We start from the raw sequence: 17,919 nt of genomic DNA, 5'->3' as shown, positions 1-17,919 counted from the left end.
GCAGTTCCCCACGATTTACCGTCCGGAACGAGTCCGCCGCCCCGGCTTGGCCGGGGCGGCGGGAGAAGGGCAGGGGGAAGCCTAGGCGTTTATTCCTGAAGCTGGCGCTTCAGCGACTCCACTTCCTCCGACAGCGCGGTGTCCTTGGAGACCAGCGCCTCGATCTTGCGCACCGCGTGCAGCACGGTGGTGTGGTCGCGTCCGCCGAAGCGGCGGCCGATCTCGGGCAGCGAGCGCAGCGTCAGCGTCTTGGCGAGATACATCGCGACCTGGCGCGGGCGGACCACATTGGCGGTGCGGCGCGAGGAGAGCAGGTCGGAGCGGCTGACATTGTACTGCCGCGCCACCACGCGCTGGATGTCCTCGATCTTGATCCGCTTGGGCTCCTGCGGCCGGACCAGGTCGCGCACCTCGTGCTCCGCCATCTCCAGCGTCACCGGCCGGTTGTTGAGCTTGGAATGCGCGAGCAGACGGTTGATCGCGCCTTCGAGGTCGCGGCCGTTATGGGTGATGGTGCGCGCCAGATAATGCAGCACCTCCTCAGGCACCTCGAATGTCGCATGGTGGGCGCGGGCAGCCGCGACGCGCGACTTGAGGATGCCGTGGCGCAGCTCCTCGCCGAGCGAACCCATCTCGACCACGAGCCCGCCCGCGAGCCGCGAGCGCACGCGGTCATCGAGGCTTTCGAGATCGGACGGCGGGCGGTCGGCAGCGATCACGACCTGGCGGCCGGCGTCGATCAGCGCGTTCAGCGTGTGGCAGAACTCGGCCTGCGTCGACTTGCCCTGCAGGAACTGCAGATCGTCGATGACGAGCACGTCGATGCCGCGCAGCGCTTCCTTGAAGGCCAGCGCAGTCTGCGTCTTCAGCGCGGCGACGAAGCCGTACATGAATTTCTCGGCGGTGAGATAAAGCACCTTGCGCTCGTTTCCGGAATTGCCGGCCCAGGTCACCGCCTGAAGCAGATGCGTCTTGCCGAGGCCGACGCCGGCATGGATGTAGAGCGGATTGAACATCACGGGATCGCCGCGCCGTCCTTCGGCGACCTGGCGTGCGGCCGCATGGGCCAGCGTGTTGGAGCGGCCGACGACGAAGCTCGCGAAGGTCAGGCGCGGATCGAGCGGCGAGCCGCCGAGCGCGTCGTGATTGGCCGAGACCGGCGCGGTCGCGGTCGAGCGCAGCTCCGGCGCGGGCGGGCGGCGAGCCTCGACCGGCGCGGGTGCTTCCTTCGGCTGCACCACGGGGCGCACAGCGGACCGGACCGTGAGATCGATGCGATGCACTTCCGGCATCTCGGCCTGCCAGCACGACAGCACGCGCTCGGCATAGTGGGCCTGGATCCAGCTCTTCAGGAAGCGCGTCGGGACCGAAAGCCGCACGCTCTCATCCTGCACGCCTTCCAGATCCATGCGTGCAAACCAGCTCGTGTAGACGTCCTCGCCAACGCTCGAGCGCAGCCGCCCTTTCACGCGTGACCAGCGATCCTGTTCCATTGTCATCGTCAGAAAACTTCTCTTGAGAGATATAGTTGCGTTGCGAGCGCCATGCAGGGTTTCTGCCACGGTCCCTGAAGTGGCGCGACCTCGAGCGAGTCCATCGTCAGACATGGCTCGACCGTTCGGCGCGAACGCCGCAGGTCAGATCAGCGATGTCCAGGGATGGAGGGGTCGCGAGGTCAGCGCGTACTCGGCGCTCCGTCACACGCGGGAGGCTGGAGATCCGACGGAGCTGGAACGGCATCGTTGGAATAGGAAACGTGCTTCAATACCGCGTTGAGTCCGTAAGACATGATACCTCCCCGTCCTGCCGTGATCTCTCACGGCAAGGTCCTGCGTGTCCTGAAGACAACCGCGCCGTACTCTCCTGTCGCGGATGCCTGCCCAATGTACTGGTCGTCCGCTCGACTTCGCCACCTTGCGGCGCCGGGGTAGCGTTGCGATGTCTCTCCTGTGCGCCTGGCGCGAGCGGGAAGATCCCGCTTGGAGACATTCAGACAAAGAACTACCATTCCCATAATGCTATGGGTTTTGAACCGACATCGCTTGTTGGAGCGTCGCCTACGTGCTCACCGCCGCCGGTTTGCACGTTCGCCCCGTTTCCTAAACCGCGCTGGTCTGAAGATCGTGGGCGCCGCCGACGACTTAAGGAATACACTAAGCGGAAAGACTCGCAACGAAATTGATTCACACTTGAGGCACCAAAAAACTTGACCTCGGTTAACGCCGCGCGCGAGTTGTTCACAGGCTGCGAAGCAAGTTTTTGAATCCGTGCACAGAATCCAGAATGCCGCGCATCATGTGACAATTCTCGGCAACCGCCAAAATTTTTTTACAAATTCGTCACGCGCCCGACGTGCGGGCGAATTTTCCAAATGCTTGTCGCTGCTATGTCGATAAGTGATTATCGGGTCATCGCTTTTCGAGACTGGTTTTGCAGGGTAACTCCACCGTGACGCGCATTTCGGTGAATCTGCGGTATGCAGAATTCTCGTTGGCGCCGATTCAATTCGAGCCCGCAGCACAGGGGTTTTTGCAACGCAGTGAAGTTTCCGCTGTTGCAGAAAATCCGCCGGTAGAACTACGGAACGAAGAATAGCGCAGACGATGCAAATCGTCCGAGCGAGGATCGAATCTCGCGCGACCGCGTGCGTGAATAGGCAACAAAAAAGCCCGGCGCGATGCCGGGCTCTTTGACGCGCTGACCGGATCGACCGATCAGAAGATGGCGGAAGATTACTTCGCGAGCTTGGCGATCTGCGCGGTGAGGCGCGAGACTTTGCGGCTGGCGTTGTTCTTGTGAATGATGTTGCGCTGGGCGGCGCGCATCAGAGCGGGCTCGGCGGTCGCGAGTGCCTTCACGGCAGCGGCGCGATCGCCGGTCTTGATGGCTTCCTCGACGGTGCGCACGGCGCCGCGCATCTGGGTGCGGCGCGACTTGTTGACGGCGGTGCGGCGGGCGATCTTGCGCGTCGCTTTCTTGGCGGAGGTGGTGTTGGCCATGGTCTCAATGTCCTTTGCGGGTACCGGTCGCGTCTTGGTCGGGTAGCGCCGGCTTGCTTGACCGCGTAATCGACGCTCGGATTTAGGGTGTTCGGTTGCTGGGCCGTTCCCGGAACATGAGCGACGGCCTTGCGGCTGTCTCTGAGGCTCCCAAGCGTCTTCGAGCTCAAGGTGCCTGCAACTGCTCAAAGAACAGCGGCGGCAGGATTGCGCCCACCGCCAGTTGGCGCCCTTATAGAGAGGGTCTTTCGCACCGTCAACGCTTTCGGGAGCTCGAAATCAGGCCTTTGCGGCCCGGATGGGCGCCGTAACGCCCTGAAGAGGTTGAATTTCTACCGTCACCCGGCTATTGGCTGGCAACGCTCCGCAAGGACGTTCGATCGCACGACCATCGTAGGTGAGGCATGATCCGCGGCTTTTTCCGACTGATTGGGCTGTTGCTGCTCGCCGGCGGGTTCATCTTCATGGTCTATGACGGCGCCCGCTGGGTGGCCGACCAGAGCCTCAGGTTCACCCGGTTCGGCCAGTTCTGGAACGACGTCAATCAGGCCAGCCAGTCGGCATTCCGCACCTGGGTCGAGGCCAAGGCGCCCTGGCTGTGGACCTCGGTGATCCGCCTGGTGCTGGATCAGCCGGTCTTCGCCGTCCTCGGCATTCTGGGCATCCTCCTGATGATCCTGTTCCGCCCGCGCAAGCCGTTGATCGGCTATTCCCGGGATTGATCTTCAATTCCCGCGGGATTGATTCTTCAATTCCCGCCGGGACGGAGCCTGAAGCTGGCAGCGGCGTAACAAGGCTGCCCCTTGCCGCGTAGATGCCTGTATCCCCACCACGTGATCGCGAGCACGTCGCCTGAGCGCCTGGTTTGCCAGCTGGCACGGGTGACGGACGGCTCGTCTCGGAGGTTCAATCATCATGCTGTTCATGCGCAAGACCATCGCATTGCCGAGCGCAACCGAAGCGCTTCCGGGCCGTGCGCAGGCCATCCCGACCGCGACCACCCATTTCGTCAACGGCGCGAAGCTGCAGCCGCCTTATCCGGCCGGCCTCGAGCAGGCGGTGTTCGGCCTCGGCTGCTTCTGGGGCGCCGAGCGCAAGTTCTGCGAGCTCGGTGACGGCGTCCACGTGACGGCCGTCGGCTACGCCGGCGGTCACACGCCGAATCCGAGCTATGAGGAAGTCTGCTCGGGCGGCACCGCCCACACCGAAGCGGTGCTGGTCGTGTTCGATCCGAAGAAGATGTCCTACGAGAAGCTCTTGAAGACCTTCTGGGAGAGCCACAACCCGACGCAGGGCATGCGCCAGGGCAACGATGTCGGCACGCAATATCGAAGCGCGATCTACACCTATTCCGATGCGCAGAAGAAGGCGGCCGAGCAGTCGAAGGCGCTCTACCAGAAGGCACTTGCGGCCAGGGGCCTCGGCGCCATCACCACCGAGATCGCGCCTGCCGGCGAATTCTATTTCGCCGAGGACTATCATCAGCAATATCTGGCGAAAAATCCCGCCGGCTATTGTGGCCTGGGCGGCACTGGCGTGTCCTGCCCGATCGGCGTCGGCGTCAGCGCTTAGACGGAAGTCGCCGAAGTGTGAGAGCTTACCCTCCCCTGGAGGGGGAGGGTCGCTACGCATGCAGCGAAGCGTAATGCGTAGCGGGGTGGGGTGACGGTCCCTCCACATCCAACAGTGCCCGGGTGGAGAGATCACCCCACCCCGCTCGCGCTGCGCGCGATCGACCCTCCCCCTCCAGGGGTGGGTGAGACCGCTCGCCCCCTCCCACTCAACGCTTTATTAACCATAACCGGTGCATCACTGGGGCCGTCTCGTTTCGAGGGATTGTTCCGGTGCCGGTTGCACGCGCGTTTCGATGGTCGATCTTGGCGGCGTCCCTGGCAGCGTCCGCTGCGCTTGCCCTTGGCGGCTGCATGCAGACCGCCGGTCCCGTCGCGGTGATGCAGCCGCGCGCCGATCTCGACTCCATGGCCTATGGCCAGCCCTACAGCGCGCCGCAGCCGGTCGTCGCCGACGGCGGCGGCGCCATCGGCGCGCTGCGCAATTCCTTTGCCTCGGCGCCCGCACCCATGCCGGTCGGCTACGCCGCGCCGATGGCGGCGCCCGTGCGCAATGGCGCCTCCTATCATCTCGACGCCGGCGACAAGCTTCGCGTGGTCGTCTACGGCCAGGAAGGTCTCACCAACAGCTATTCGATCGACGCCGGCGGCTCCATCACCATGCCGCTGATCGGCGCCGTGCCGGCGCGCGGCCGCACCACCGCGGGTCTTGCCGGCGAGATCGCTGCGCGCCTGCGCAACGGCTACATCCGCGAGCCGTCGGTGGCGGTGGAGATCGAGGCCTATCGTCCGTTCTTCATTCTCGGCGAAGTCACGGCGCCCGGCCAGTATCCTTACGTGCCGAACATGACCGTCGAGAGCGCCGTCGCCATCGCCGGCGGTTTCTCGCCGCGCGCCAAGCGCGACATGGTCACCATCACGCACACCGAGAACGGCGGCTCCATGCGCGCCGTGGTGCCGCTCGGCACGCCCTTGAATCCCGGCGACACCGTGTTCGTCGGCGAGCGCTGGTTCTGACGAAGCACGACGTACTTCGACATTCCGGGATGGTGCGCTAGCACCAGACCTCAGGTGCGCACTTGCGCACCGGGAATCTCGAGATTCTCAGGTGCGCAAGTGCGCACCGGAGTTCGACGCTGACGCGCCGCCCCGGAATGACGCTTCTGGCGTCATTTCAGATGCTTCGCGAAAAATGCCATGCTGCGCGGCCAGGCGATGTCGGCACTGGCCTTGTCGTAGCTCGCGCGCTCGTCGCAATGGAAGCCGTGCTGGGCGCCCGGATAGATGAAGACCTCGACGTCGGGCCGCTTCGACTTGATGGTCTCGACGTCGGTCAGCGGGATGCCGGCATCCTTCTCGCCAAAATGCAGCTGCGTCGGCACCTTCGGTGTCTCGTCTGCAAAGCGCACGACCGCGCCGCCATAGTAGCCGACCGCGGCCTTCAGTCCCGACAGCCGCGTCGCCGCGACAAAGGCGATGCTGCCGCCGAGACAGAAGCCGATGATGCCGACGGGCCCGACGCTCTTCACGGCATCGATCGCCGCCTGGGTGTCGCGCAGCATCGCGGCCCAGTCCGGATTGGCGACGAACTTGCGCGCCTCCGCAATCTCGTCGGGCGAATAGCCCGACTGGAAATTCGGTGACATCCGGTCGAAGATCGACGGCGCGATCGCGACATAGCCTTCCGCTGCGAGGCGGTCGCAGACCGAGCGGATGTGATGATTGACCCCGAAGATCTCCTGGATCACCACCACCGCGCCCTTCGACGCGCCACCGGGATCGGCGCGATAGGCGCCGAACTGGAAATTGTCGGAAGCGGTCAGCTTGATGTCCTGTCCCACGCGGGTTGTCCTTCTTGGTTGTTCCGAAATCCTCTTTCCCATCATCCTGAGGAGCGCGTCAGTGCGTCTCGAAGGATGCAAGGCCGAGACGCGAGAGCCGGGCCATTCATCCTTCGAGACGCTTGCTGCGCAAGCTCCTCAGGATGAGGGGAGACAGCTCACTCCCACATCCAGTTCTCGCCGTAGTCCTCCTTCCATCCTGCCAGCCGTCCGTGGCGGAATTGCAGGAACAGGCGGTGGCGGTAGGGGATCAGCCCGCTGCCGCCGATGTTGCGCAACGCGAGATAGATCTCGTTGCCGGGACGTCCGCGGACATATTGCAGCGGCTGGCCCAGGGCGCGCGCGGTCTGCTCGGCATCCATGCCGAAGGCGAGCGGCGTGTTGTTGGACAAGGTCGCGACGAAGGGCTGGCGCGGTGGCACGGCGCCGAACGGCTCGGCCTGCGCGGACGCCGAGAAAACCATCGCTACGATGCCCGCAGCCAACGTCGCTCGTTTCATCGCTTCAAGTCCTCGTCTGGCCGGCCTATGCCGGCAAGTTCTTCAGGAAAGGCGCGACCGCGTCAACAAAAGCCTGGGGCTGATCGATGTTGACGGCGTGTCCGGCGGCGGGAATCACGACCTTTTGTGCGCCGGGGATCTTCGCCGCCATGTAGTCGGACGCGGCGAGGAACGGGGTGTCGTCGGCGCCGACCACGATCAGGCTGGGCACCTTGATCTCGGGCAGCAACTCGATCACGCGCGCATCGCGCTGGGTCAGCATGCCGCGCGCGGCAAGCGCCAGCCCCCTGGCGTTGCGATGGCTGGCGGTGGCGCGCTCGCGCGTCGCCGATTTCAGGACATCGAGTCCTTCGCGGTCGAGCCCGTCGGCAGTCGCAAGCGCCCGCGCGTTCCACGCCTGCCGCGCATCGTCCTTCTTGAAGCCCGGTCCGGTATCGATGATCAACAGCGCGCGGGCACGCTCCGGATGAGCGCGATAGAACGCGAGCGACATGTAGCCGCCGAGCGAGAGGCCGCCGATGACGGCGCGCTCGGCACCGACCGCATCGAGGATCGCCGCCATGTCGCCGACGGTCAGAGCTTCGCTGTACGCGTTCGGGTCATCGGGATAGTCGGACCGGCCGTGGCCGCGCATGTCCCACAAGATCAGCTTGTGATCCTTCGCGAGCGCATCGACCTGCCCGTGCCACATCGCCGAGGTCGAGGAATAGCCGTGGGTGAGCAGCAACGGCGGACCCTCGCCATGAACTTCGTAGTAAATCCCGACGCCGTCCCGATCGATCTTCGGCATTGCTTCCGCCCTTTCGTTCTATTCCAGCCGCGACTTCAGTGCTTCACCCTCCAGGGGACGGCAAGGGTCGCGGTCGGCTCCATTCTACTTTGCGAAGTTACCTCGAAGAAACCGCCTGAATGCGATGGCACGCATGCCAGGCACACTCGCTGTTGTGTCCAGTAGCTGCGCCGGTGCCGTTGGCGCGGCGCACAATGAGCAGATGCGGACGTGGTTTTTCGACTGCTTCCAAATTGCATTTGCCTCCGAGCGTGAACACGATCATGCTCGCGGGCAAGGCTGACGCCAGCCCGGTGGGCGTCCGCCGCACAAGTTGCCGCCGTAAGCGGCTTCATGCACCGGCAGGGGAAGACGCCTATGCCAACACTCACCATCAACGGGCGGAGTCTGTCCGTGGATGCGGCGAACGACACGCCGCTCCTTTGGGCGATCCGCGAGCAATTGCAGATGACCGGCACCAAGTTCGGCTGCGGTGCCGGGCTGTGCGGGGCCTGCACCGTGCACGTCAACGGCGAAGCCGTGCGCTCGTGCCAGACCATGGTCGGCGACGTCGCCGGCAAGAAGATCACCACCATCGAAGGCCTCTCCGCCAAGGGCGATCATCCCTTGCAGAAGGCGTGGATCGCCGAGCAGGTGCCGCAATGCGGCTACTGCCAGTCCGGGCAGATCATGCAGGCGGCCTCGCTGCTCGCGAAGAATCCCAATCCGACCAGGGAAGAAGTGGTCGCGCATATGGACGGCAATCTCTGCCGCTGCATGACCTATTCGCGGATCCAGAAGGCGATCATGCGCGCCGCGTCCGAGATGCGCACCGCGTCCACCGCCTCCAGCGAGCGGAGGCCCACATGAACGAGCACGTCAAGAACATCGCCCCCGCGGCGCCCGATCTCAGTCGCCGTTCCTTCCTCGTCGGCACTGCCGCGACCGGCCTCGTCCTCGGCTATGCCGGCGTCCCCGGGATCGATTCTGCGTCGGCGGCTGCGCCCGCCAATTTCGAGCCGAGCGTCTGGTATGCGATCTCGCCGGATGGCCTCGTCACCGTGACCTGCGGCAAGGCCGACATGGGCCAGCACATCGCCTCCACCATGGCGCAGATCGTCTGCGAGGAGCTGGGGGCGAAGTGGAGCGACATGCGCGTATCGCTCGCCTCCAACGATCCGAAGTTCAACGATCCCGTTCTGGGCGCGCAGATCACCGGCGGCAGCTGGTCGACCATGATGAACTTTGATGCCATGAGCCGTGCGGGCGCTGCCGGCCGCATCGCACTGACGGAGGCGGCGGCCGCGGCCATGGGCCTGCCGCCCTATTTCAAGGACCAGCTCGTGGTCCGCGACTCCGTGATCTCGCATCCGAAGTCGAGGAGGCAGATGACCTTTGCCGAGATCGTCCGAAGCGGCAAGGCGACGAAAACCTTCACGCCGGACGAGTTGAAGGCGATCAAGCTGAAGACGCCGGATCAATACACCATGATCGGCGTGTCGGTGCCGCAGCTCGACATCCCCTCCAAGACCAACGGCACGGCCAAGTACGGCATCGATGTGATGTTGCCGGGCATGGCCTACGGCAAGGTGGTGACCCCGCCGGTGCGCTTCGGCGCCACGGTGAAATCGGTCGACGACAGTCAAGCCAAGAAGGTACCCGGCTTCATGAAGGCCGTCATCCTCGACGACAAGACCGGAACCACGTCCGGCTGGGTCGTCGCAGTGGCCAACACCTATGCCAACGCCCGCAAGGCGGCGGATGCGCTCAAGATCGCCTATGACGGCGGTCCGAACGCGAAGCTGTCGAGCCAGTCCCTGCTGGATGAAGCCAAGCGACTTCAAGGCCTGGAGGATTCCGGCCAGTTCTTCGTCAAGGATGGCGACCCCAACGCGGCCTTCGGCACGGCGGCGAAAGTGGTCGAGGCCGAGTACACCACCAGCATCAACATCCACGCGCCGCTGGAGCCGATGAACGCCACTGCGGAGTTCAAGGGCGACATCCTGCACATCTATTCCGGCAATCAGTTCGCGACGCGCTCCGGCGCGATCGCCGCGGGTGCCGCCGGGATCGATCCGAAATTCGTGGTCATGCATCAGCATTGGCTCGGCGGCGGCTTCGGCCGGCGTCTCGATGCCGACATGATGATTCCCGCCGTGCAGGCGGCGAAGGCCATCGGCAAGCCGGTCAAGGTGATCTATTCGCGCGAGAACGACATGACGATGGATTTCTCGCGTCCGCTCACCTATCAGAAAGTGAAGGCCGGCGTGGACGCTGACGGCAAGCTCATTGCGCTCAGCCACGACGTCGTCTCGGCCTGGCCGACAGCGCGCTGGGGAATCCCCGATTTCCTGACGCCCTCGGTCGACAAGAAGGGGCCGCTCGACAGCTTCACAGTCAATGGCGCGGACTTCTTCTACACCGTGCCCAACCACTATGTGCGCGCGATCAAGAACGAGCTCGCGCACAATGCGACACCGTCCGGGCAGCTCCGCTCGGTGGCGCCGGGCTGGACCTTCTGGGCGGTCGAAAGCATGATCGACGAGATCGCGGCTGCGACCGGCAAGGATCCCGCGCTGTTCCGCATCTCGCTGCTCGACGGCGCCGGCAAGAACGACGGCGGCGCGCAGCGGCTGCGCAACACGCTGCTCGCCGCGATGGGACTGTCCGGCTACGGCACCAGGCCATTGCCGAAGGGCGAGGGCATGGGCGTTGCCTGCGTGTCGTCGCAGGAACGCGCGAGCGCAAGCTGGACCGCATGCGTGGCACACGTCGCCGTCGCGCCGTCGGGGGCCGTAACCGTGAAGAAGCTCACGGTCGCGACCGATGTCGGCACCCAAGTGCATCCCGACAACATCCGCGCCCAGGTCGAGGGCGCGGCGCTGTGGGGCCTGTCGCTGGCGATGTACGAGAAGGCGACGCTGAAGGATGGTGGCATCGAGCAGACCAATTTCGATAGCTACACGCCCTTGCGCATGAGCCAGACGCCGGAGATCGCGGTTGCCGTGATCGCCAATGGCGAGAAGGCCACCGGGGTCGGCGAGCCCGCGGTGACGGTGGTCGCCCCCGCCATCGGCAACGCCATCTTCAATGCTTCAGGGGCCCGCGTGCGGGCACTGCCGATCACGGCCGAGGCCGTGAAGGCGAGCATGAAGGCGTAGGGGTTGGATGAAGGCTGCTTGAGACAATCCGCCGGAGGACCAACCTCCGGCGGATTTGTTTTGAGCCTTTACAGTCGCGTTCACCGTCGTGCCCGGGCTTGTCCCGGGCATCCACGCTCTTCGTGTCCCGGCTCAGGCCGTGGATGGCCGGGACGGGCCTGCCATGACGGAGACGTCGGAGCCAAAAATTCCCCTTTATTATCAATGGCAGTTCTACTGTGCATGGGGTTGTTTTCGCGGTTTTGACCTCCCGCCGGCCGGGACACGAAACCCGTAAAATTGCACCCAATTCCGCAGGGTTCCATTGAGCACGCCTCTTAAGGGCCAGAGAACCTGATCCGGCTTAGGCTGACGCCAAATCCCGTCCCGTGCCTTGGGGAAGTCATGAACGCCTCAGCCAAACCCGCCGCCAAACGTCGGCTTCTGCTCGCCTCCGATCGCAGCGACGAGAGCAGCGAGCTCGCCAGCATTTTGAAGGCGGTCGGCGACGTCTCGACGGTGACGACGGAGGCGATCCCCGCCCAACCGGCGCGTGATCTCTCCGGCCTCGTGGTCGACATCAACCTGCGCTCGCCCGAGAGCGTGCAGCGGGTCCGCAACAAGCTGCGCGGCGATGCCTACCGTTCGATGCCGCGGCTGTTCGTGCTCGCGGACGCCCTGCATCACGGCACCATGCAGGCCTGGGCGCTGGGGGCCACCGACACCATCTCACGGCCGCTTCAGGCCGACGCCATCTTGCAGCGCATCCGCGCCGCCTTCCCGGACACCGCCGCCTATGACGCGACCGATCGCGGCAAGACGCTCAATCGCGGCGTCGAGGCGGCGCACGCGGTGCTGGTCAAGATGTTCGAGAAGCTGCCGCTCGGCGTGCCCCTGAGCTTCGACGACGTCATCGCGGCCGAGAGCAGGATTCTGAAGGCAATCAAGCATTCCTCGCTGCGCGAATGGCTCACCACGGTCGGCTGCCACCATGTCGGCAGCTATCGTCACTGCCTGTTCGTCACGGGCTTCGCCGTCGCCTTCGCCCAGCATCTCGGAATGCGCGAGGACGATCAGCGCCGCCTCACCCGCGCCGCGCTGCTGCACGACGTCGGCAAGGCCTTCGTTCCTGCCGCGCTGCTCGACAAGCCCGGCAAGCTCACCGACGAGGAGATGGCCGAGGTCCGCCAGCATCCGCGTCGCGGCTATGAAGCGCTCGCCGCCCAGGGCGGCTTCCCGCCGGAGATGCTGGATGTGGTGCTGCATCACCATGAATTTCTCGACGGCTCCGGTTATCCGAACGGCCTGTCGTCGAACCAGATCAGCGACATCGTGCGTCTGACGACGATCGTCGACATCTACGCCGCGCTGGTGGAGAAGCGCGCCTACCGCATGCCCTTCACCCACTCCCGCGCGTTCACGATGATGGAAGGCATGGGCGGCAAGCTCGACCAGCAGCTGCTGCAGGCGTTCCGCCCGGTGGCGCTGGGGTCGTTCTAGGCGAGAGGTTGCAATTGCAGAGGCGCGCGGCCTGCTTACCCTCCCCTGGAGGGGGAGGGTCGCTTCGCATGGAGCAACGCGACATGTGAAGCGGGGTGGGGTGATCTCACCACACGGGCACCGCCTCGCAGGAGAGACTGTCACCCCACCCCGCTCGCGCTGTGCGCGATCGACCCTCCCCCTCCAGGGGAGGGTGAAGTCACCCCACCAACTTCCTGAGTTCCGCCTTCGCCACCTTCTCCAGCGTCGAGCGCGGCATGTCGTCGACGAATCTTATCTCGCGCGGCATCTTGAAGTCGGCGAGGCCCTTGCGGCAGGCCGCCATGACCCTGTCATGCAGATCGGGCGCAGCGCCCGCGACGCCCCCTTGCGGGATGATGAAGACGACGGGCACCTCGTCCAGCATCGGGTGCTTCTTCGCCACCGCCGCGGCCTCGCGCACGCCGGGGACGAGCGCGATCACCTGCTCGATCTCGGATGCCGCGACGTTCTCGCCGCCGACCTTCAGCATGTCCTTGGCGCGGTCGCCGAACTTGACGTAGCCGTTCTGAAGCCGCTCGACGCGATCGCCGGTGAGAAAGAAGCCGTGCTCGTCAAAACTCTCGCGCGTCGCCTTGTCGTTGTGAAGATATTCGGCGAACAGCGACAGGCCCGGGATGCCCTTGATCGCGAGGTTGCCGGTATCGCCGACCGCGGTCGGCCGGCCCTCGTCATCGGTGATGCGGATCTGATATTCGGGCGCGGCACGGCCGATCGACATCGGGATGTTGGGCTGGTCGACTTCGCCGACGATGCCGTGGGTGATGGTCTCGGTCATGCCCCACCAGCCGATGATCTTGATGCCGAACGCGGCAAAGGCCGGCGGCTCGTTGATGGCGGAGCCCCACAGGCGGAATTTGTGGTCCTTCGGGATCTCCTGCTCGAGCAGCGCCTTCATGCAGAACGGAATGGTCGAGGTCCAGGTCGCGCCGTGCTCGATCGCCGCGCGCCAGAACCGGCTGGCGGAGAAGCGCGGCTGGATCACGCAGGATCCGCCGACCCACAGCGTCGCCAGCATTGAGTAGGCCAGCGCATTGGTGTGGAACAGCGGCAGATAGGTCTGATGCACGTCGCTTGCATGCAGATCCTCATGCGCGGCGTTGATCTTGGCGCCCCACAGTGCGTTGGCATGGGTCCACAGCACTGCTTTCGGCCGCGACGTCGTGCCGGACGTGTACTGCACGCTGCAAGGCGCCAGTGGATCGGTGGCGCGCTGCGGGCGGTCGGCGCTGTCGGCGAACAACGCCTCGAAACTGTCGCCGCGCGAGACCGCCTGCGCAGGCGCGGTGCCGGCGTCATGCGACGTCACCGCCATCCAGCGAATGTTGCGGCAGTTCTGCGTGACGACTTCCGCATAGGCCGGCTGCGTGATCGCGGCGACCGCGCCGCAATGATCGGCGAAATATTCGATCTCGGCCGGCGCCGAGCGGGTGTTGGTGGTGACCGCGACGGCGCCGAGCTCGACACAGGCAAACCAGGACAGCAGCGCCTCGATGCAATTGTCGAGATGAATGAGCACATATTCGCCGGGCTTGACGCCGCGCCTGGCCAGCCCCGCCGCGAGCGCACCGACCCGCTCGTGAAACTCGCCATAGCTCCAGTGCCGCGCCGGCGCATCGAACGGCGCCCAGATCAGGAATGGATGTGAGCTGCGCACCTCGGCACGCATCCTCAGGAGCCAGGGCACGTCAAGCCCGTCGAACGGGCTCACGAATCCGGCGGCGGCTTGTCGAATAGGCATATGTCCTCCCGTGCAGCCTGCATCTTGCTGGCGGCTGTCTTTGGATTATTGCGTCTTCCTGCCACCGGATGACGCCAGGAGCAAATGGTGGGGTTGGCGCCGGGCGCCTCAATCCTCGTACGACGAAATCTCGATCAAGCTGCCATCGGGGTCCCGGCAATAGACCGAGCGCAGCGTGCCGCGGGCGCCTTGCCTCGGGCCCGGGCCTGCCTCGACCGCGACGCCATGTGCCCGCAAATGCGCCACCACCTCGTCCGGTGTGGCCGAGGTGAGAAAGCACAGATCCTCGCTGCCGGCGGTCGGGTGGTCGGCGGTGAACCACTCCACCTTGTCGGCATCGCGCTGCCGGACGTTGATCTTCTGGTTACCGAATTCAAGGAAAGTCCGCGGCGCGTTGCCGCCGCCGGGATCGAACAGCTTGACTTCCATGCCGAGAATCTTGCGATACCACTCCGCGGTCACCGCGACATTGCTGACATTGATCACGAGATGATCGAGGGCGTGAACCTTGACCGACATGCCTCATCCTTTCGTCATGATGTTCCCCGGCGCACTTTCCGCCTGCGGCAAGCTTTGTTACAACCGCGCCGCCGTTCCCTTCAACTTATCCGGCCTTCAAGAACAACACTGGGAGAACCCTTGAGATGATCACTCGCCGTACCGCGCTGGGCCTGCTCGCCGCCAGTCCGCTTGCAGCAACCCCGCTGTCGAAGGCCCTTGCCGCCGACTATCCGGCTCGTCCGGTGAAGTGGGTGGTCGGCTATCCGCCGGGCGGGGCCACCGACATCCTGGCGCGGCTGATCGGTCAGCGACTTTCGGAAAAGCTCGGTCAGCAATTCGTGGTCGAGAACAAGCCGGGCGCCGGCAACAATATCGCCACCGAATCGGTCGTCAATGCCGAGCCCGACGGCTACACGGTGCAGCTGGTCAATCCGGCCAACTACATCAACGCCTCGCTCTACAAGAATCTCAAGTTCAACTTCGTGCGCGACATCGCGCCGGTCGCTTCGTTCCAGCGCGTGCCGAACGTGATGACCGTCAACAAGGACGTGCCGGCCAAGAACGTCGCCGAGTTCATCGAATATGTGAAGGCCAATCCCGGCAAGGTGAACATGGCCTCGTCCGGCAACGGCACCTCGGTGCATCTGTCCGGCGAAATGTTCATGGCCATGACCGGCTGCAAGATGCAGCACGTGCCCTATCGCGGCGCTGCGCCCGCGATCACCGACATGCTCGGCGGCCAGGTGCAGGTGATCTTCGACAACATGCCCTCGATCATCCAGCACATCCGTTCCGGCTCGCTGCGCGCGATCGGCGTCACCACGACGGAGCGCTCGCCGCAGCTTCCCGACGTGCAGCCGATTGCCGACACGGTGAAGGGCTATGAGGCCAGCGCGCTGTTCGGCATGGGCGCGCCGAAGAACACTCCGAAGGAGATCATTGCCAAGCTCAACGCCGAGGTCAACGCGCTGATGAAGGAGCCCGACATGGCCAAGCGCCTGGTCGAGCTCGGCGGCGAGCCGCGGGTGCAGACGCCGGAGGCGTTCGGCGAGGAGATCAAGGCCGAGACCGAGAAGTGGAAGAAGGTCGTCGAGTTCGCCGGCCTGAAGGTCGAGTAGCGATCTTGTGATACCCGGGAATGGGGCCCTGCCGTTCGGCAGGGCCTTTTTCTTGCGTGCTCGATGCCAGTTGACCTGGAATAAAAGGCCGCGACGAAACCTGATGATATGTGGGGCCGTATCTCGCACCACGAAGAGGAGTTGGAATCATGCGCATGATGCAATTGGCGCTGCCGGCGCTGACCACCATGGTTGTCGTCGGTTTCGCCGCCAGCACCCCCGCCACGGCGCGCGATTATCCCTGGTGCGCGCAGGGCGGCGAGTTCGACTATCCCGGCGAATGCGCCTACAGCACCTATGAGCAATGCCAGGCCAGCGTGTCCGGGCGGCTGCTGTACTGCGATCGCAATCCCCGTTTCGCCTATGGCCAGCAACGGATCCCGCAACCGCGGCCGCACCGGCGCACGCGGCCTGCCGCTCCGTACTGATCGCGCTTCCGACGATCGTGGCCTGATCACGCAGTCGTGCGGACTTGCGCCCGCACGTTCCTGCTTGACGCTTTTCCGCTCGCGTCTATACTAAACCACATGGTTAAGTATAGAGACGAGACGCTGGACCGGACCTTTGCGGCGCTATCCGACCCGACGCGGCGGGCCCTGCTGGCGCGCCTCGGCGAGCAGGACGGCCTGACGGTGAGCGAGCTGGCCGCACCGTTTCCGGTCTCGCTGCCGGCCATCATGAAGCATCTCGAGGTGCTCACGGATGCCGGCCTGATCATGCGCGAGAAGACCGGGCGCACGGTCGCCTGCCGGCTCACCGCGCAGCCGATGGAGCAGGCGATGAACTGGCTCAATCGCTATGCACGGTTCTGGTCGCACAATTTCGATCGCCTCGCCGCCTTCGTGGAGGATGAGAAATGGCCAACGCCGCCGCCAATGCCGCCGTACGCCGCGCCGAACGTCCAAGCCTCACGCTCACGCGCCGGCTCCGCGCGCCACCGGAAAGGGTCTACGCCGCCTGGACGCAAGCCGCGCAGCTAGCACAATGGTTCGGGCCGCCGAACATGAAGCCGGCGACGCTTCAAGCCGAGCTCGACGTTCGCGTCGGCGGCCGCTACCGCCTCAGCTTCACCCGTGACGACGGTGAATATTTCGAGGCCGGCGGCCTCTATCGCGAGGTGGTGCCGAACGAGCTTCTCGTCTTCACCTGGGCCTGGCACTCGACGCCGGAACGTGAATCGCTGGTGACGATCTCGCTGAAGCCGGACGGTGCCGGTACCCTGATGGTCTTCCATCACGCCCAGTTCTTCGACGAAACCGCACGCGACAACCACCGGCGCGGCTGGAGCTCGTTCCTCGACAAGCTCGATGCCTTCGTCGCCTGAAGCAAGGGAGAGCGTCATGCAGCACCATCAGATCGTCTCGCGCGAGCAATGGATCGTCGCGCGCAAGGCCCATCTGGCGCGCGAGAAGGAGCTCACGGCGGCCCGCGAGCGCCTCGCCGAGGAGCGTCGCGCCTTGCCCTGGGTCAAGGTCGACAAGGCCTACGAATTTGTCGGGCCGAACGGCAGAGTGTCGCTCGGCGATCTGTTCAAAGGCCGTCCGCAGCTCATCGTTCAGCATGTGATGTTCGCACCCGACTGGGACGCGGCCTGCAAGAGCTGCTCGTTCTGGGCCGACGGGTTCGAGCGCATGGTGCCGCACTTGGCCGCGCGCGACACCACCATGGTCGCGGTCTCGCTGGCACCAAGCGCAAAGCTCGAGGATTTCAAGAAGCGGATGGGCTGGACTTTTGACTGGGTCTCCTCAGGCAGCAACGACTTCAACCGCGATTACGGCGTGACGTTCTCGCAGGAGCAGATTGCGACCGGCGAGCCCAGGTACAATTTCGGCACGACTGCGATCTACGGTCCGGAGCTGCCCGGAATCAGCGTGTTCTACCGCGACGAGGCCGGCGAGATCTTCCACACCTATTCCTGCTTCGCCCGCGGCCTCGACATGATGAACGCAGCCTATCAATATCTCGACCTCACGCCGCTCGGTCGTCACGAGGAGGGGCTGCCCTATCCGATGGACTGGGTTCGCCTGCGCGACCAGTACGAGCCGCAGGCGGCGAAGGCGGCGTGCTGTCACGGGTGAGGGGGCCGGCACGAATCCCCATCACGGGTGTCATCGCCCGGCCTTGCCCGGGCTTTCCGGCACTCCGAGACGCTCGTGGTTGAATTGCGAAGCCGCGGCGTACTGGATTCCCCGCTTTCGCG

The 17,919-nt window shown here is 64.8% G+C and carries 17 protein-coding genes and 1 pseudogene; 11 read left to right on the top strand and 7 right to left on the bottom strand.

Going from position 1 to position 17,919, the window contains the following annotated elements; translation table 11 throughout:
* Window positions 1–89 precede the first annotated feature (89 nt).
* Together dnaA and rpsT are read right to left on the bottom strand one after the other, a co-directional pair.
* A complete protein-coding gene (dnaA, locus tag XH87_RS12370; RefSeq protein WP_271587472.1) occupies window positions 90–1,499 on the bottom strand; it encodes a chromosomal replication initiator protein DnaA in 1,410 nt (469 codons plus the stop codon).
* Between the two features lie 1,233 nt (window positions 1,500–2,732).
* A complete protein-coding gene (gene rpsT / locus XH87_RS12365; protein ID WP_035704405.1) occupies window positions 2,733–2,999 on the bottom strand; it encodes a 30S ribosomal protein S20 in 267 nt (88 codons plus the stop codon).
* Between the two features lie 404 nt (window positions 3,000–3,403).
* On the opposite strand from rpsT, the gene XH87_RS12360 reads away from it, so the two are divergent.
* From XH87_RS12360 to XH87_RS12350, 3 genes are all read left to right on the top strand, one after another.
* Complete coding sequence (locus XH87_RS12360) at window positions 3,404–3,721, top strand: hypothetical protein (RefSeq protein WP_035704408.1); 318 nt, start codon at window positions 3,404–3,406, stop codon at window positions 3,719–3,721.
* A gap of 193 nt (window positions 3,722–3,914) precedes the next feature.
* Complete coding sequence (gene msrA, locus XH87_RS12355; RefSeq protein ID WP_271587471.1) at window positions 3,915–4,571, top strand: peptide-methionine (S)-S-oxide reductase MsrA; 657 nt, start codon at window positions 3,915–3,917, stop codon at window positions 4,569–4,571.
* A gap of 272 nt (window positions 4,572–4,843) precedes the next feature.
* Complete coding sequence (locus tag XH87_RS12350) at window positions 4,844–5,587, top strand: polysaccharide biosynthesis/export family protein (RefSeq protein WP_271587470.1); 744 nt, start codon at window positions 4,844–4,846, stop codon at window positions 5,585–5,587.
* Window positions 5,588–5,739: 152 nt separating this feature from the next.
* Here XH87_RS12350 and XH87_RS12345 read toward each other — a convergent pair whose 3' ends face one another.
* The 3 genes from XH87_RS12345 to XH87_RS12335 all read right to left on the bottom strand — a co-directional run bounded on the left by XH87_RS12345 (window position 5,740) and on the right by XH87_RS12335 (window position 7,701).
* The gene (locus tag XH87_RS12345) at window positions 5,740–6,411 is read right to left on the bottom strand and encodes a dienelactone hydrolase family protein (RefSeq protein WP_271587469.1); all 672 of its coding nucleotides are present in this window, start codon (window positions 6,409–6,411) and stop codon (window positions 5,740–5,742) included.
* Window positions 6,412–6,569: 158 nt separating this feature from the next.
* Entirely contained in the window at window positions 6,570–6,911 is a 342-nt protein-coding gene (locus XH87_RS12340; protein WP_271587468.1) for a hypothetical protein, read from the bottom strand.
* A gap of 25 nt (window positions 6,912–6,936) precedes the next feature.
* The gene (locus tag XH87_RS12335) at window positions 6,937–7,701 is read right to left on the bottom strand and encodes an alpha/beta fold hydrolase (RefSeq protein WP_271587467.1); all 765 of its coding nucleotides are present in this window, start codon (window positions 7,699–7,701) and stop codon (window positions 6,937–6,939) included.
* Window positions 7,702–8,058: 357 nt separating this feature from the next.
* Here XH87_RS12335 and XH87_RS12330 point away from each other — a divergent pair, with 357 nt between their 5' ends.
* The 3 genes from XH87_RS12330 (at window position 8,059) to XH87_RS12320 (ending at window position 12,320) form a co-directional block, all read left to right on the top strand.
* Window positions 8,059–8,550 (top strand): (2Fe-2S)-binding protein, encoded by a 492-nt coding sequence (locus tag XH87_RS12330; RefSeq protein ID WP_035704416.1) that lies wholly within the window; start codon window positions 8,059–8,061, stop codon window positions 8,548–8,550.
* The gene (locus XH87_RS12325) at window positions 8,547–10,841 is read left to right on the top strand and encodes a xanthine dehydrogenase family protein molybdopterin-binding subunit (protein ID WP_271587466.1); all 2,295 of its coding nucleotides are present in this window, start codon (window positions 8,547–8,549) and stop codon (window positions 10,839–10,841) included. Before XH87_RS12330 ends, XH87_RS12325 begins: the two co-directional genes overlap by 4 nt.
* Window positions 10,842–11,225: 384 nt before the next feature.
* Complete coding sequence (locus XH87_RS12320; RefSeq protein WP_158667951.1) at window positions 11,226–12,320, top strand: HD-GYP domain-containing protein; 1,095 nt, start codon at window positions 11,226–11,228, stop codon at window positions 12,318–12,320.
* 199 nt (window positions 12,321–12,519) lie between these two features.
* On the opposite strand, the gene XH87_RS12315 is transcribed toward XH87_RS12320, so the two are convergent.
* Entirely contained in the window at window positions 12,520–14,100 is a 1,581-nt protein-coding gene (locus XH87_RS12315) for an AMP-binding protein (RefSeq protein WP_271587465.1), read from the bottom strand.
* A gap of 108 nt (window positions 14,101–14,208) precedes the next feature.
* A complete protein-coding gene (locus XH87_RS12310) occupies window positions 14,209–14,619 on the bottom strand; it encodes a VOC family protein (protein WP_271587464.1) in 411 nt (136 codons plus the stop codon).
* Window positions 14,620–14,744: 125 nt separating this feature from the next.
* Between XH87_RS12310 and XH87_RS12305 the strand changes: the two genes are divergently transcribed.
* The 5 genes and pseudogenes from XH87_RS12305 (at window position 14,745) to XH87_RS12285 (ending at window position 17,797) form a co-directional block, all read left to right on the top strand.
* On the top strand, window positions 14,745–15,719 hold the full coding sequence (locus XH87_RS12305) for a Bug family tripartite tricarboxylate transporter substrate binding protein (RefSeq protein WP_271523036.1): 975 nt from the start codon (window positions 14,745–14,747) through the stop codon (window positions 15,717–15,719).
* A 149-nt stretch (window positions 15,720–15,868) separates the two neighbouring features.
* The gene (locus XH87_RS12300) at window positions 15,869–16,147 is read left to right on the top strand and encodes a DUF3551 domain-containing protein (protein WP_271587463.1); all 279 of its coding nucleotides are present in this window, start codon (window positions 15,869–15,871) and stop codon (window positions 16,145–16,147) included.
* Window positions 16,148–16,246: 99 nt separating this feature from the next.
* Window positions 16,247–16,699 carry an ArsR/SmtB family transcription factor gene (locus XH87_RS12295; protein ID WP_271587462.1) on the top strand — a complete coding sequence of 151 codons (453 nt, stop codon included), beginning with the start codon at window positions 16,247–16,249 and terminating at the stop codon, window positions 16,697–16,699.
* 8 nt (window positions 16,700–16,707) lie between these two features.
* A pseudogene (locus tag XH87_RS12290) lies at window positions 16,708–17,043 on the top strand (SRPBCC family protein); the annotation flags it as partial.
* Window positions 17,044–17,059: 16 nt separating this feature from the next.
* The gene (locus XH87_RS12285) at window positions 17,060–17,797 is read left to right on the top strand and encodes a DUF899 domain-containing protein (protein WP_035704437.1); all 738 of its coding nucleotides are present in this window, start codon (window positions 17,060–17,062) and stop codon (window positions 17,795–17,797) included.
* Window positions 17,798–17,919: the final 122 nt, after the last annotated feature.

Source organism: Bradyrhizobium sp. CCBAU 53415, assembly GCF_028128735.1.
Classification (GTDB): Bacteria; Pseudomonadota; Alphaproteobacteria; order Rhizobiales; family Xanthobacteraceae; genus Bradyrhizobium.
This window is presented reverse-complemented; position numbering and strand designations above follow the sequence as displayed.

What these genes read in the sequence shown, in the direction of transcription:
- dnaA (WP_271587472.1), bottom strand. Translation starts at nt 1,499, where the DNA reads ATGACAATGGAACAGGATCGCTGGTCACGCGTGAAAGGGCGGCTGCGC.
- rpsT (WP_035704405.1), bottom strand. Translation starts at nt 2,999, where the DNA reads ATGGCCAACACCACCTCCGCCAAGAAAGCGACGCGCAAGATCGCCCGC.
- XH87_RS12360 (WP_035704408.1), top strand. Translation starts at nt 3,404, where the DNA reads ATGATCCGCGGCTTTTTCCGACTGATTGGGCTGTTGCTGCTCGCCGGC.
- msrA (WP_271587471.1), top strand. Translation starts at nt 3,915, where the DNA reads ATGCTGTTCATGCGCAAGACCATCGCATTGCCGAGCGCAACCGAAGCG.
- XH87_RS12340 (WP_271587468.1), bottom strand. Translation starts at nt 6,911, where the DNA reads ATGAAACGAGCGACGTTGGCTGCGGGCATCGTAGCGATGGTTTTCTCG.
- XH87_RS12335 (WP_271587467.1), bottom strand. Translation starts at nt 7,701, where the DNA reads ATGCCGAAGATCGATCGGGACGGCGTCGGGATTTACTACGAAGTTCAT.
- XH87_RS12330 (WP_035704416.1), top strand. Translation starts at nt 8,059, where the DNA reads ATGCCAACACTCACCATCAACGGGCGGAGTCTGTCCGTGGATGCGGCG.
- XH87_RS12325 (WP_271587466.1), top strand. Translation starts at nt 8,547, where the DNA reads ATGAACGAGCACGTCAAGAACATCGCCCCCGCGGCGCCCGATCTCAGT.
- XH87_RS12320 (WP_158667951.1), top strand. Translation starts at nt 11,226, where the DNA reads ATGAACGCCTCAGCCAAACCCGCCGCCAAACGTCGGCTTCTGCTCGCC.
- XH87_RS12315 (WP_271587465.1), bottom strand. Translation starts at nt 14,100, where the DNA reads ATGCCTATTCGACAAGCCGCCGCCGGATTCGTGAGCCCGTTCGACGGG.
- XH87_RS12310 (WP_271587464.1), bottom strand. Translation starts at nt 14,619, where the DNA reads ATGTCGGTCAAGGTTCACGCCCTCGATCATCTCGTGATCAATGTCAGC.
- XH87_RS12305 (WP_271523036.1), top strand. Translation starts at nt 14,745, where the DNA reads ATGATCACTCGCCGTACCGCGCTGGGCCTGCTCGCCGCCAGTCCGCTT.
- XH87_RS12300 (WP_271587463.1), top strand. Translation starts at nt 15,869, where the DNA reads ATGCGCATGATGCAATTGGCGCTGCCGGCGCTGACCACCATGGTTGTC.
- XH87_RS12295 (WP_271587462.1), top strand. Translation starts at nt 16,247, where the DNA reads ATGGTTAAGTATAGAGACGAGACGCTGGACCGGACCTTTGCGGCGCTA.
- XH87_RS12285 (WP_035704437.1), top strand. Translation starts at nt 17,060, where the DNA reads ATGCAGCACCATCAGATCGTCTCGCGCGAGCAATGGATCGTCGCGCGC.